Source organism: Pseudomonadota bacterium (assembly GCA_039193195.1).
Taxonomy (GTDB): Bacteria; Pseudomonadota; Gammaproteobacteria; order Steroidobacterales; family JBCBZW01; genus JBCBZW01.
On sequence record JBCCWS010000034.1, the window covers coordinates 1 to 14,066 of the forward strand.

Here is a 14,066-nt window from a genome sequence, read left to right on the forward strand (position 1 = left end):
AACATCGGCGCCGGTGCCAACGGCCTCACCCTCAACTTCCAGGCGCTCGATCTGCGCTCCTGTGAGCTGAGTAACGTGACCAGCACTACCTTCTAAGCAAGCGGAAAATTAGGCGGCATCGGGGCCCGTCCCCGGTGTCGCCTATCGTCTAATCCACCCAGACGTCCTGCTACTGTCGTGTAGGCCGGTTGCCGCGACGGTGAACGCTACCGTCACCCCCCTTTGCGGTCGAACTCGGCGTGGGCCAAACGGCTGAGGCCTCAGAAAGAAGTCCGTTGGCACGCAGAAGCCCTCGGTTCCACTTCTCAGTCTCCTTCAGTCGATACCTCTCATCTGTCGGCGGCCCAACGCGAGCACCATGCTCTCGCTTCGTGCCGCTACACCCAGCTGCTCAGTGTCTGTACGGAGTAGCACCTTAGAACCCGGGACGGTTCGCAGCAGATGGCGAGAACATCAGAACAAGACTACGAAAGGGTGGAATCACTCGTTGAAGACCTACTCGCTTGCAGCGGCGAGTTGCGCGCAGAGCGACTCAGATCAATTGAGACTGAAACGCCCCACTTGATCGATCGTGTCAAGGCACTGCTGACTGCAGACAAGCGCATAGAGCAACAGGGGGTTTATGGCTGAACCCGCGTCCAACGAGTGGTCGGACGTCGGTGCGGAGCAGGGTGCCTCGACGACGCCAATTCCCGACAAGACCGGTCGCTACCGGATTCTGTGTCACCTGGGGAGCGGCGGCATGGGCAGCGTCTACCTGGCGGAGCAAACTGAACCGGTGCATCGGCGGGTGGCGCTGAAGGTAACCCACGCTTTCGAGTCCGAGCCCGACCGCGCCCGCTTCGCCGTGGAAGCGTAGGCGTTGGCGAGCATGCAACACGTGAACATCGCGACGCCCTACGACAGCGGCACAACATCCACAGGCACGCCCTTCGTGGTGATGGAACTCGTGGCCGACGCAACGAACATCATCCAGTGGTGTGATCAAATCAATGCCACGATCGAGCAACGCCTGCCGCTGTTTGGCCAGGTGTGTTCTGGCATCGCTCACGCTCATCAACGGGGGCTGCTGCATCGGGACATCAAACCCGGGAGCATTCTCGTCACACTGGTGGACGAGCAGCCAGCGGTCAAGGTGATCGACTTCGGCATCGCGCGCAGTTTCACTGCGACCAGCGGCGGCGGCGTAGCGGATGCCTCTGTCGCAGGCTCGCCAACGTTCATGAGCCCCGAAGCACTCGGAGCCGACGGTAACGTTGATCTCGATACGCGCAGCGACATCTACTCGCTCGGCTTGCTGTTGCGCGAACTACTTACCGGCGATCTTCCGTTTCTACCGGATCCATCTCTTGGCGCGTTGTTCGAGCGCCTGCGTAGCGGGCGTAGCATCGGCCCCGCGCAGTGGCTAGCTGGTCAGGATGAGGTGCGCCTGAAGCAGGTTGCCGCGCACCGGCAAATCTCGCCGATCACCCTGCAACGGACGATCGCCGGCGACCTCGACGCCATCGTGCGTAAAGCCATGGCGTACGAGCGACAGCAAAGGTACGGCTAGGTACGCGATTTGGCGAAGGACATCGAACGGCATCCGCAACACAAGCCGATCGAAGCACGCGCGCCGGAGTGGCCGTACCTAGCGCGGCGCATCGTACGCAGGCACCGCGCCGGTGGCGGCGGCCACGCTCGCGCTCGCCACGCTGATGACCTTCGCCGTGAGCATGACGCTGCAAGCAGGTCGTATCGCCGCGCAGCGAGACCGCGCGAACCAGGAGGCCGCTGCGAAGGACATCGTGGCCGACTTCCTCACCGACTTGTTTGCAGAGGCAGAGAGATTTCCGAGCAGGCCGTCGCCCTGAATCACCAACTGTATGGTGATGAGCACGTGGAAACGGCAAGGGCACAGAATGCCCTCGGTTCGCTGTACCATCGCGACGGCAACAGCAGGGAGGCGGAGTCGCTATTACGCCAATCCGTGCGGATACTTCGCGCTCAACTCGGAAACGAGCATCTGGAAACACTGCGCGCGGAGCGCGCGCTGGCGGCCCTGCTGAGTCGCGCGGGTCAGTACGATGAGGGAGAGGAGATTCTGCTGCGGGTAGTGGCAGGGTTCGAACGCCTGCTGGGCGTTGAGGCGAAGGAAACGCTCACTAGCAAGCGCAACCTTGCCGTGCTGCTTGCCCGTCGGGGTCGACTGGAAGAGGCGAGACCGCTCCCTCTCGAGGCCTTGACCGGACTGCAGCGTGTCGTGGGCGAGGACCATCCGCTCACACTGGACGTCCTCTCCATCGTGGCGATTGTCTATGCAAGGCAGGGTGAGTTAACGGAAGCGCAGGCCTACTTCGATCGGGCGTTGGCGGGGTATGGGCGCGCGGCCGGGGTCGACCATCCCTCCACCCTGAGCGCCAAGGCCAACGTGGCGGCCACGCTGATTCAGCAAGGACGGGTCAGTGAAGCGGAACCTCTGCTGCAGGAAACCCTCTCCGAGCGCCGGCGGGTACAGGGGGACGAGCACCCGCAGACGATCACGACATGGCTAAATCTCACCGCGGCTTATCATCACCTGGGTCGCGCGGACAAGGCGCTGAGCGCTTATGTCGATGCGCTTGCGCTGCAAAGACGGGTCATTGGTGAGGGGCATCCCAACACGATAAGGGCCGGCATTGGTCTCGCGGACGTGTATTTGGAGCAAGAGCGCCACGCCGATGCACAAGAGTGGTATCGCGCCGCTACGATAGACCTACCACCACTGATCGGTGAGGATACCCACTCGTGGTGCACTCGCAGTATCGCCTCGCTGTTACGCTCACCAGGCAGGGCCGCCACGCCGACGCTGTTCCGCTCTACGCACAAGCAGCGCAACGATCCAGTCGGGTGCATGGGGGGCGGCACTACTACACGACGCGCATGATGTACGATCAGGCATGTGGCCTGGCAGCGCTAGGTGAAGCCACCGCCGCGATGGAGCGGCTGGCGGCCGCAGTAGCGGCAGGCTTTGCCGATGCGCAGCTGATGCGGGACGAGCCCGGGCTCAGCTCCCTGTACGGTCCGGACTTCGAGGCGCTCGCGCAGCGGGCGGGCCCCAACCCAGACAAAATGCCCGACGATCTCGCCGCCGGCCTCATTCTGGTGCGACGGGAGCACTAAGGAAAGCGCTGCATAAGTCTGGTCGCCAACCCCCGAGAGGATGATTTCAACGCGCGGTACCTGGGATCCACAGGCGCGCTGTTGGGCTTGGATTGGTCTCTCGCGACGGAGCCGACCAACGTGACCGAGGCACAAGAGTTCGGCGGCGGGTTTGTCTTCGGCGCGACGGCCACGGCGGAGCCGGCATCCCTTGGCTTGTTCGGTGTCGGTTTGTTCTCCCTGTACGCGCGCCGCGGGCCGGGGGCGACGTGCGCTTGCGTAGGGCGCGCCAGATCAGGGCAGCGACTCTGACGAGACGGGCTGCTCGGCTGCTTGGGGCACGCACCCCTGGGCAACCGCCATCCCGAGGCCGAGCGACCGCGAAGTTCGCCTACCGGCGCGGCTGTCAACTTCTCTGGCAACCCAATAAGGGGGCGAGCGCGCCTGCCCATGCGCGCGGCACGGCCAATTGGCGCGAGCTGATTCACGCAAATAGACGACGTGCCGGTTGTCATCACTGAACGGAGGGGTGTCGTGGGCGGTGCGACTGCCACCTGGGCGGTCAATTGAGATCCTACTGCGCCGATGACGACTCACATGTACGGTGCCGCGCTTCCGGGCTTGGTCCCACGACAACACAGCCAATATGAATACGGCAGTGGTGGTCTCGTCCGCAAAACGCGATGTGCGGGGTCATTTCCCCTCCACTGCAGTAGACTGCTCGCAAACGCGATTGAAGGGAGATCGACATTATGGGTGGTAACGGATTAGACGGCGAACGGGCTGCCTCAGGGAAGATGGCGAGCATCTGGCATCGAATGCTGCCCGCGGTGGTACTTGGCGCAACACTCCTCGCGCTCGTCCCGTCAGCACGCGCACAGAGTGATGTCTTCATTGACGCCGGGCGCGGCCTAGTAGCCCTGCGACTTCCCACCGCTTTTGACGGCGTGACCCCGTTGCCCCTGGTGCTGAGCCTGCACGGCTACGGCAACGATGGCGATGAGCAGCAGGCGTTGTTCGACCTCTTGCCTCAAACCGACACCCAGGGGCTCATGGTCGCCACTCCCGACGGCGAGGCAGATCTCTTTGGCCAACGCTTTTGGAACGCGACGGATGCCTGCTGTGACCTCTTCCGTCGCAACCCAGACGATTCCGGTTACCTGCGCGGCCTGATCGAGGCGATTGCCGATGTCTACCCAGTAGATGATCTGCGCGTTTACGTCGTTGGTTACTCCAACGGTGGTTTTATGTCCCATCGCATGGCATGCGACCACGCCGACCGGATCGCGGCGATCGCGACCTTTGCCGGCGCGCAGTGGGAAGACCCCAATCAGTGTTTGCCTAGCGAGCCGGTTAGTGTCGCGCAAGTTCACGGCACCGCAGACCAGGTGATCCGCTATAACGGCGGTTGCATCCCCGGCAATGGCTGTTATCCCGCTGCCCGCCAGACCGTACTCACCTGGGTGGATATCAACGGTTGCAGCCTGCAGCCAACACTACGCCGACCTGTCCTGGACCTGGTTCAGGCGCGCCCCGGCAGAGACACATTTGTACAGGAGTACACCGATTGCCTAGGCGGTGCCGCCGAGCTGTGGACGGTGCTGGGTCAGGATCACTTCCCTGACTTTGAGGTGAACTTCGCAGAGGAACTGGTGGGCTTTCTGCTCAGCCATCCCAAGGCCGGCAGCTGACCGGTGGGTCGAAGAACGCGCCCCTAGGAGCACCGACATGACCCCACCAGCCTGCGCCGGCCCTAAAGCACCACGGCACCAGGGTCTGGTGCCGTGGCGCCGGGACCCGCCTCCACGGCACGCCGGCTGCCACGTGATCTGCTTTGACAGACGGCCCACGCTGATCAGCCTAGGCCAGCGCACGGTGGACGTGGCGCTCCACAAAGCCTGACGAAACAAGTCGCCTCCGATCACAGGCAGACGCCAGCATGACCGAGCAGAATTAATAGCTGCCTAGAGAACGTGCGGCGCCCGCCGGGTCAGCGCCAACCCGAAAGTGAGCTTGCCCGCACCGACACCGGGGCAAACGATGGGTGTGCGGCGTAAACGCTCAGCCCTGCGCATGGCACTCATCGCAAAGCGCGGTGACCTCGATCTGGCGATTCGAGGCGAAGCCGCGCGCCGCCGCAGCCTCACCGACCGACCGGCCCAAACGCTCGTCGTCCAGCTCATCCACTCGACCACAATCCGGGCAGATCAAGAACTGCCCAGAGTGCTTGTGCCCCGGCTCCGCGCAAGCGACGAACGCCTGGATTGAGGCGATACGATGGACGAAGCCTTGCGCTTGAAGGAACTCCAAGGCCCGATACACGGTGGGTGGCGCCGTCTTCGGGGCACCGTCGACAGCCTTCTCATCGAGCGCCTGCATAATGTCGTAAGCGCCGACAGGGCCTCCCGCTTCGCACAGGGCCAGAAACACGCGGCGACGCTGCGCCGTGAATCGGACGCCACGCGCCAGACATGACGCTTCGATTCGGTCGAGGGTGGCCTTGCTCATCGCTGACTGATCTCGCGGAGAAAACGCCTGGACCCGACAGCGTAACAGTACGCGTTCAAACGTCCCAAGCGCCCCCCGCGCAGTTACGCAGCCGGGGCGCCGCGGAGCAGCCGCCAGTTGAGCACATGCGCCCCAGCCAGGATGATGGCGCCAAAGACGCTGAAGAGCACCTCGCTGGATCTCCCCTCTGCCCACAGGGCCCCGGCGAGCAATCCCAGCAGGCCCAGCCCGGCGAGGCCAGCAACCCCGACGTGACGATGTTGCAACACACCGCGCGAAACACCGAGGATCGAGATCGGCAGCGCCAGCATCACCGCCCACAGATGAAAGCGCTCATCCGCTACCATGCTCGGGATGAGCCAGGGGGCGACAGAGAGCACCAGCGGCAGGGCGATACAGTGCACGAGACAGATGGCAGACAAACAAACCGCTGCTCCGTCGATCGCGGATTGGCCTGCGGGGGAACTAGACATGGGCACTCACGGTCTCTTGGTAACAGCGGCGATGTTATAATGTTGCAATTCCACTGGCTAGTACTAACGTCGCCTTGCGCAACACCATAGGCTTTTTGGAGAGTTACAGGGATGTCGAATCGCCATCACAAGCCCGCGCGCGCAAGCATTGGGTGTAGCAGCTCTAAGGCATGCGGCAGTACCTTGCGGTGGACAGCCGCGGCGATCGGGGCACTGGCTGCCGCCTGCGCCGCAGCTCAAGGCGCCGGGGAGCGGCATGTGCACGGCGAGGGTGAGCTCACCATCGTGCGTGAGGGGCAGGAGCTAACGGCGACCCTGCGCACCCCAACCTTCAACCTGATCGGATTCGAGCATGCGCCCAGTACCGAGTCTGAGCACGCAGCCTGGGACGCCGCGCTAGCGCGCTTCGCGGCACCGACAGCAGCGGTGCAGCCTGGCCGGCGTGCGCGCTGCACGCTCGAAGCGGTTCAGCTCGAGGACCCGTTTGTCGACGCTCACGAGCACGACGAACACGACGAACACGACGAACACGACGAACACGACGAACACGACGACCATGACGAACGCGGTGACCACGACGAGCACGGTGGCCATGACGAACACGGTGGCCACGACGAGCACGGTGGCCATGACGAAGGCGCGCACGATGACCGTGCGCACGCAGACTTAGAGGTTACGTACCGTTTTAGCTGCGAACGCCCGGAGCAACTCGAGCAGGTGGCCGTCACCGTGTTCGAAGACTACCCCGACCTGATCCGTCTCAATGCAGTGTATCTAGACGACCGAAATCAGGTCGGCGGCACGCTAACCGGCGCCAAGCCCACGCTACGCTGGTAATCACAGGAGCCCCCATGCGACGAAACCTAGTATTCCCGATAGGACCCGCACAACAGGTATGTCTTGCGAGCGCTATCGTATCCGCGAACTTGCTGCTAGGTATCGCAACTGCCCAGGAACCCGAAGCGAACACCCAACCCGCCGACGGACTTTCCGCTGCCGAATTGGCCGAGCCTGCGCCGGACCGCGAGGCCCCCTCCAAAGAGGATGCTCAAGCGGCGAAAGAGACCGCGCCTACGATGGCCGATCAGGCGCCCTTAGATATCTCTTGGGACGATCTCCTGCCGGAAGGCGAACTCGACCGGCTTGAGGAGCTCTACCGGATGTTCTACGAGTCCCAGGGCTACGGCGGTCCAGCGGCTATCCTCGAGGGAGGGCCAGGCGACTCAATGGAGCAAATCGGCACCTTCACCACGGTTGGCGAGCTCGATGCGACGATGGTCCGCATACCGGGCTACATGGTCCCCCTGGACTTCTCTCAAGATCGCAAACTGTCGCGCTTTCTGCTGGTGCCGTACTTCGGTGCATGCATCCATACGCCGCCTCCGCCGCCGAACCAAATCGTGTTCGTTACCGCTGACCCCGCCGTTCGCTTGGACAGCCTCTGGGAACCTGTATCCGCCGTCGGGCTACTGCGAACGACCGCGGCCTACACGGACACCGCGAACGCCGCGTACACGCTCAAGTTGAGTAAGCTCGAAGCGTATGAGTACTGACGGCGGCGACGACGCTGTCGTCGCCCTCGAACGAGTTCGCTTTGGTTACGACCGGGGTAGCGCTCCCGTCTTGACCCTCGACTTCCTGCGGATTCAGCGCGGCGAACGCATCTTCCTGCGTGGCCCGAGTGGCTGCGGCAAGAGCACACTGCTCTCGCTACTATCAGGCGTTGTTGTGCCCTGGTCAGGGGAGATTCGCTTGCTCGGCCACGAGTTGCACACCCTGCGCGGGGGAGCCCGTGACGCCCTTCGTGCCAGCCACATCGGGGTCATCTTCCAGCTCTTCAACCTCGTGCCCTACCTGTCCGTCGTCGCCAACGTCACCCTGCCGTGCCGCTTCTCGGCAGCACGACGCCAGCGGGTGCTCGAAGACGGCGCCACCCTGCAGGAGGAGGCGCGCCGCCTGCTCGCTCGTCTCGGGCTGGGCGAGGACTTGCAGCGCCAGCCGCCCACGGCCCTGAGCGTGGGCCAGCAACAACGGGTTGCAGCGGCGCGGGCCCTGATCGGACGGCCCGAATTGGTGCTAGCCGACGAACCCACCTCTGCTCTGGATGCCCACGCCCGCGATCGTTTCATCACCCTTCTCTCCGAAGAGTGTGCCCGCGGCAACTCGAGCCTCCTGTTTGTGAGCCACGACGGAGCCCTCGCCCACCATTTCGATCGCACCCAAGATCTGGCCACCCTCAACCAGATAGCAACCGAATGAATCTGATAGTTGCAGATTTGGCTTTGCGCAGCGCCTTGAATCGCCGCGCGACCCTGCTGCTCACGGTTCTCGCGATCGCGATCGGCGTTGGCGCGTTCCTGGCTGTGGAGAAGGTGCGCTCGGGGGCGCGCGACGCCTTCGAACGCACAATTTCCGGCACGGATCTGATCGTGGGCACGCGTACCGGTTCGATCAATCTCATGCTGTTCACCGTCTTCCACATCGGCGAAGTGCCCGCCAACATGACGTGGGAGAGCTTCGAGCGCATCGCCGGATACCCCGAGGTGGATTGGGCGGTGCCGATCTCCCTAGGCGACAGCTTCCGCAACTACCGTGTGGTGGGCACCACGCCCGCGTTTCTCGACCACTACCGCTACGGCGATGACCGCCCCCTAGCCCTCGCCGACGGTGTCTGGCCGCAGGACACCTTTGGCGCAGTCCTCGGTGCCGACGTTGCCGCCACCCTAGACCTCGGACTCGACGCGCCGCTCACCCTGTCGCACGGCTTGCGCTCGGCGGATTTCTCCGCCCACGAGAACACCCCTTTTAGGGTCAGCGGCGTCTTGCGCGCCACGGGCACTCCGGTGGATCGCACCGTCTTCGTAGGCCTCGATGGCATCGAGGCCATGCACTTCGGCTGGCGCAGCGGCGCGCCCACGCCGATGGCGCGCCTCGCCACCCCCGAGCGCATCGCGCAAATGGACCTTAGCCCCGATTCGATCACTGCGGCCTACCTTGGCTTGACCTCGCCAATAAGCGTCCTCCAGGTACAACGACGCATCAACACGGACCCGCAGGAGCCCCTGATGGCCGCTCTGCCGGGGGTGAGTCTGTCGCGCCTGTGGGAGGTGGTCGGCGCCACGGAGCGGGTGATGATCGTGATGACCGTGCTCATCGTGGTCGTTGGCCTTGTCTCCATTCTCGTCAGCCTGTTAGCTACCTTAGGTGAGCGCCGGCGCGAGATCGCGGTGCTGCGCGCCGTGGGTGCCAAGCCACGCGACGTGTTCCTGCTCTTAATGGGTGAGGCCGGCATAGTGGCCCTGGCCGGCGCCCTGGTCGGCGTGGTGCTGGTGCAGTTGGCCACCAGCGTGATCTCGCCCCTGATGGCCACACGCTTCGGCCTCACGCTCACGGCCCAGGCGCCCGGCTTGAAGGATCTCTACACGGTCGTGGCCGTGGCCCTGATCGGGGTTGGCCTTGGCACCTTGCCCGGCGCCCTCGCCTATCGGCGGGCCCTGTCCGAAGGCCTCACGGTGCGTATCTAGGGCCCTATCCCCATGATCATCGGCGTACCTGTCAATGTGATTTGCGGCCCGCTCGGGGTCGGCAAGACAACGCTCATCAACCAGCTGCTGGCCCAGCGACCGGCCGCCGAACAGTGGGCCGTGCTCGTCAACGAATACGGCCTCGTTGGTCTGGATGCGGCCTTGATGGAGAGCGCGGGCGGCACGGCATCGGTGGCCGTGAAGGAGGTTGCCGGGGGATGTATCTGCTGCAGCGCCGGCCCCGTCTTCGAAGTGACCCTGATTCAGCTCCTACGGCGCAAGCCTGATCGTCTGCTGATCGAGCCGACGGGTCTCGCCACCCTGTCGGGCATTCTCGATACGCTCAACAAGGAGGGGATTCGCGACGCGGTCGACCTGCGGTCAATCGTCTGCTTGCTCAACCCCGCCACGCTGGAACACGATTTGGCACGGGAGGAAGTGCGCGATCAGGTGGATGCTGCCGATGCGCTGATCGCCAGCCGCGCCGACTTGGCGAGCACGGACGAACTGCAGCACTTTCGACGCTGGGCATCGGCACTGTTCCCCGCGCGATCCCATATCGCCGAGACAGCTCATGGGCGCCTGCCCGCGGCGGTTCTCAACCTTAGGCATCGGATCGGCGGCGCCACCGCCGCGCCCGGGGATGATCACCACCACCATGATCATGGTCACCACGATGATCAGCACACACACACGATCGATCACGGTGTCGATCGCAGCGCCACGGGGCCACAGACGATCGCCTGCGAGCAGACACCGATCGTCCCTCACCTGCACCGTTCCGCGCAGACTACGACGTTCGGTTGGATATGCTGGGCAGGCCTGGTCTTCGACGCCGAACGGGCTGCCAAGTGGATGGAATCGCTCACCGACATCGAGGGCCTCAGGCGGCTGAAGGCCGTGCTCCACACGAGCCGAGGATGGCGCGCGTTCAACGTCACCGAAGACCTCAGCGAGAGCAGAGGCTCAGCCTATCGCCGCGATTCGCGCGTAGAGCTCATCATCGAAGGCGATAGGCCACCCGACCCCGCTGCCCTGGAGGCGTCGCTACGCGGCTGCCTGCATCAGGCGGCCGGGTAGACGGACTCCTCGAACACGCCGCAGCGGCTCGCGCGCGTTCAGCCGTTATCGCGCAGCTTCACCCGCGCCGGCGGACGCCCCGGCACGCTCGGCTGCTCCGCCTCGAGACGCTTCATCACCTCGGCGATTCCGCGTTCGAGCTGCGCATCGCCATCGCTGGTGGGATCGTTGCTCACCTCGATGTCCGGCGACACGCCCTCGCCCTCGATAATCCAGCCCTTGTCCTTCTGCGACATGCCAAACTCCGGCACGAACACGTTGCCGCCATCGATAAGCGGCCCGTGGCTGGTGATGCCAACCACGCCACCCCAGCTGCGCTTACCGATCAGAGGCCCTAGCTTCGCTTCACGGAAGAAGTACGGAAAGATATCGCCGTCCGACGCAGAGTTCTCACTGACCAGCGCCACCATGGGTCCGGTAAACGCCGTGGAGGGATAGGTGTTGGTCCATTCGCTGTGAGCCTGGTGACCGTACGCCAACGGTCGCTGCATCAAGCGCCGCAGGATCATCTGTGAGACGTTGCCGCCGCCGTTACCGCGCACATCGACGATTAGGCCGCGCCTGCGCATCTGCGGGTAGAACCACTTCACGAACTCGTAGATACCGGCCGCACCCATGTCGGGAATGTGCAGGTAGCCGACCTCCCCATTGGTCTTCTCCGCTACGTAGCGCCGGTTCTTCTCCACCCACTCGAGATAGACGAGTGAGGTCTCATCGGCGACCGGGTCGACCAGCACCCGGCGCGTCTCCTGCCCCGTCGGTGTGCTGCTTACGGTGAGCTCCACGGGCTGTGTGCCGCGGTCCGTGAGCAGGTCGTAGGGGTTGTCCGTTAGGGTCAATTCACGACCGTCGATCGCGATCACGTAGTCCCCAGCTTCCACGCCCACACCCACCTCCGTGAGCGGCGAGCGATACTTCGCCTCTGCGTTGTGGCCCGCGTAGATATGACCGATACGGTAGCGTGCCGATTTCTCATCGGCCTCGAAGCGAGCCCCGAGCAAAGCCGCTGACGAGCGCTTCGGTGCCTGCAGATCACCGCCCGCCACGTAGGCGTGGCCCACATTCAGCTCGGCGATCATCTCGCCGATAAGCGTGTTCAGATCCTCTCGCGTAGACACGTGTTGCACCAGCGGGCGGTAGCGCTCGCGCAGGGCATCCCAGTCGTAGCCGTGCATGTTGCGCACGTAGAAGTAGTCTCGGAACCGTCGCCAGACCTCATCGAAGGCGACCAGCCACTCGTCCGTCGGGGCTCGGTAGACAATCAGATTGGCGGTGCTGATCGCCTCCGCTTCGCCAGGCTTGGCGAGCGCGATGCGCTTCAGCCCAGCCGGGGTTCGTACCACTACGACCTTGCCGTCGGCGGATCGCACGACCGCAGAGATGTCGGCCACAATGTCCTTGCTCTTGCGCGTCTTGAAGTCGAGCGCCCGCAAGGTCGTCTTCACGTCCGGGGATCGGCCGTAGTAGAAAGCCCCAGTTGTCACATAGAGGAGCTGATCGGCGAGAGGCATCAGGGCGGCAATGTTGTCCGACTCGACGGGCACGCGGATGACCCGCTGCGACAACCCGTCAAACTCGATCGCCACGCGCACCCCCTCTGACGCCTCGGCGTCTTCGTCTTCCTTCTCGCCGTCGCCCTCCTTTTCAGCCTCGTCCTGGTCGCCATCGCTGTCCGCGGCAGCTACTTCATCGTTGCGCGGTCCGAAGGGATTGCCCGATTCGCCGGTGAGAGCCAGGGCGAAGATGCCGGTCTCGCGGTCGCCAACATAATTCCATTCGAACGCGCCGATCTGCGGCGCGAACTGCCGATCGCTCAGGAAGAACAGGTGCTTGCCATCTTGGCTGAAGGCCGGTCCGAAGGCGTAGAACAACGGCTCACTGACCTGGCGGGTCTCACCGTCTTCACGAGACCAGACGTACACCGCGTCCATGCCCAGATCGGTCTGCCGCGAGTAGGTGATCCAACGCGAGTCAGGCGCCCACCGGTAGTCGTCGATGATGCCGTACGGCGAACTGGCGACGATCTTGTGCTTGCCTTGCAAATCTATCAGGTGAACGTGTCCCTCATGATCGTGAAAGGCCAGCGACTTGCTGTCGGGCGCCCATTGCGGTCCGTACAGGCGCAAGGGCTCCAGGGTGGTGAGAGCACGCGCTTCGCCGCCGCCCCCGCTGTCGATGACGTAGACCTGCTCCTCGCCGCTGCGATCGCTGATGAACGCGATGTGAGCGCCATCCGGCGACCAGGCGACTTCGCGATCATGGGCATTGGCGTTGCGCGTGAGGTTGCGGGTGATGCCGTGTTTGGCGGGAACGCTAAACACATCGCCCCTCGCGGTGATCGCGATGCGCTCGGCCGCTGGCGAGACTGAGTAGTCCTCGATCTGCTTCTGCACATCGATTCGGCGTGCGGTGCGCCGCACGCGATCGTCCGGGACCTCGATGCTGAGCAGCTGCTCTTGGCGGGCAGTTGTATCGTAGAGGCCGATCACTCCCTGGACCTCGTAGACAATGCGCGAGACCCCATCGCCACTGGCCCACTTTACATCCCAGGTATCGTGCGAGGTGAGTTGATCTGCACTGCCATTGTCACCGGCGGCGTAGAGGTTCAATACGCCATCGCGGTCGGAGACGTAGAAGATGCCCGTGGGCAGCCAAACGGGGTCGCGCTCCGTGCGCCGGTCCGTGGCAAGTGGTGCGGCCTTGTCGTTCTTCAGGTCGTATACGTACAGGTCTTGCGCCCAACCGCCCTGATAGCGCTTCCAGGTGCGAAAGTCCCTGAACAGGGGCGAGTAGAGCACCTGGGTGCCATCCGGTGAAAACACGCCGGAGCCCGCTCGGGGCATCGGCAACACGGACGGTAGACCACCACTGATCGCTACCTCGTACAAGCGCGGGTCGTTGAAGTCCTCACGCATGGAGCGAAACAGGACCTTGGCGCCGTCCGGCGTCCAGCCGTACACCTGATGGTCGGTGCCCCAGCGTGCCGGCAGCGGTCCCGGAGTCGGGTAATAGGTGAGCTGCACGGGCTCACCACCAGCGACGTCGATGACGTAGACCTGCTCATCGCCCCGGTACTGCCCCGTGAAGGCAATTTTGGAGCCGTCCGGGGAGAAGCGCGGATAGAGCTCGAGGCCAGGATGGGAAGTTAGACGCCGCGCTTGAGCCCCCCCGTCTACGGGCGCCAGCCACAGATCGCCGGCATAGCCGAACACCACCTGATCGGCGTGCAGATCGGGGAAGCGCAGCATGCGCGTGCCATCTTGTGCCAGGGTGGCGCCGGCGATGAGGCTGGAAAGTAGCAGAGCTGGGGCAGTCAGACGCACTGGTGGATCCTTCTGTTCGTTCGCGCCGGCGGCACGGT

The 14,066-nt window shown here is 64.0% G+C and carries 14 protein-coding genes and 1 pseudogene; 12 read left to right on the top strand and 3 right to left on the bottom strand.

Annotated features, from left to right (window positions below):
• Window positions 1-622 precede the first annotated feature (622 nt).
• The 7 genes and pseudogenes from AAGA68_20335 to AAGA68_20365 all read left to right on the top strand — a co-directional run bounded on the left by AAGA68_20335 (window position 623) and on the right by AAGA68_20365 (window position 4,811).
• Window positions 623-859 carry a hypothetical protein gene (locus AAGA68_20335; GenBank protein MEM9387416.1) on the top strand — a complete coding sequence of 79 codons (237 nt, stop codon included), beginning with the start codon at window positions 623-625 and terminating at the stop codon, window positions 857-859.
• 12 nt (window positions 860-871) lie between these two features.
• Window positions 872-1,552, top strand: a complete 681-nt coding sequence (locus AAGA68_20340; protein ID MEM9387417.1) for a protein kinase — start codon at window positions 872-874, stop codon at window positions 1,550-1,552.
• 112 nt (window positions 1,553-1,664) lie between these two features.
• Entirely contained in the window at window positions 1,665-1,853 is a 189-nt protein-coding gene (locus AAGA68_20345; GenBank protein MEM9387418.1) for a hypothetical protein, read from the top strand.
• A gap of 26 nt (window positions 1,854-1,879) precedes the next feature.
• Window positions 1,880-2,713 (top strand): annotated as a pseudogene (locus AAGA68_20350) (tetratricopeptide repeat protein).
• A 56-nt stretch (window positions 2,714-2,769) separates the two neighbouring features.
• Window positions 2,770-3,141: a tetratricopeptide repeat protein gene (locus AAGA68_20355; protein ID MEM9387419.1), complete on the top strand. Its 372-nt coding sequence runs from the start codon at window positions 2,770-2,772 to the stop codon at window positions 3,139-3,141.
• Window positions 3,142-3,261: 120 nt separating this feature from the next.
• Window positions 3,262-3,432, top strand: coding sequence for a PEP-CTERM sorting domain-containing protein (locus AAGA68_20360; GenBank protein MEM9387420.1), 171 nt, complete (start codon window positions 3,262-3,264; stop codon window positions 3,430-3,432).
• A 440-nt stretch (window positions 3,433-3,872) separates the two neighbouring features.
• Window positions 3,873-4,811 (top strand): PHB depolymerase family esterase, encoded by a 939-nt coding sequence (locus tag AAGA68_20365; protein ID MEM9387421.1) that lies wholly within the window; start codon window positions 3,873-3,875, stop codon window positions 4,809-4,811.
• Window positions 4,812-5,181: 370 nt separating this feature from the next.
• Here the strand turns inward: AAGA68_20365 and AAGA68_20370 are convergent, their stop codons facing one another.
• Window positions 5,182-5,628, bottom strand: coding sequence for a Fur family transcriptional regulator (locus tag AAGA68_20370; protein MEM9387422.1), 447 nt, complete (start codon window positions 5,626-5,628; stop codon window positions 5,182-5,184).
• 83 nt (window positions 5,629-5,711) lie between these two features.
• Window positions 5,712-6,101, bottom strand: a complete 390-nt coding sequence (locus AAGA68_20375) for a MerC domain-containing protein (protein MEM9387423.1) — start codon at window positions 6,099-6,101, stop codon at window positions 5,712-5,714.
• A 183-nt stretch (window positions 6,102-6,284) separates the two neighbouring features.
• Between AAGA68_20375 and AAGA68_20380 the strand changes: the two genes are divergently transcribed.
• The 5 genes from AAGA68_20380 to AAGA68_20400 are packed head-to-tail and all read left to right on the top strand — an operon-like array spanning window position 6,285 to window position 10,705.
• Entirely contained in the window at window positions 6,285-6,938 is a 654-nt protein-coding gene (locus AAGA68_20380) for a DUF2796 domain-containing protein (protein ID MEM9387424.1), read from the top strand.
• 14 nt (window positions 6,939-6,952) lie between these two features.
• Window positions 6,953-7,654, top strand: a complete 702-nt coding sequence (locus AAGA68_20385; protein ID MEM9387425.1) for a DUF3299 domain-containing protein — start codon at window positions 6,953-6,955, stop codon at window positions 7,652-7,654.
• Window positions 7,644-8,360: an ATP-binding cassette domain-containing protein gene (locus AAGA68_20390; GenBank protein MEM9387426.1), complete on the top strand. Its 717-nt coding sequence runs from the start codon at window positions 7,644-7,646 to the stop codon at window positions 8,358-8,360. Before AAGA68_20385 ends, AAGA68_20390 begins: the two co-directional genes overlap by 11 nt.
• Complete coding sequence (locus tag AAGA68_20395) at window positions 8,357-9,625, top strand: FtsX-like permease family protein (protein ID MEM9387427.1); 1,269 nt, start codon at window positions 8,357-8,359, stop codon at window positions 9,623-9,625. The genes AAGA68_20390 and AAGA68_20395 overlap by 4 nt, the downstream gene beginning before the upstream one ends.
• Before the next feature lie 12 nt (window positions 9,626-9,637).
• Window positions 9,638-10,705, top strand: coding sequence for a CobW family GTP-binding protein (locus tag AAGA68_20400; GenBank protein ID MEM9387428.1), 1,068 nt, complete (start codon window positions 9,638-9,640; stop codon window positions 10,703-10,705).
• Window positions 10,706-10,743: 38 nt separating this feature from the next.
• Here the strand turns inward: AAGA68_20400 and AAGA68_20405 are convergent, their stop codons facing one another.
• A complete protein-coding gene (locus AAGA68_20405; protein ID MEM9387429.1) occupies window positions 10,744-14,028 on the bottom strand; it encodes a S41 family peptidase in 3,285 nt (1,094 codons plus the stop codon).
• Between the last annotated feature and the right edge of the window lie 38 nt (window positions 14,029-14,066).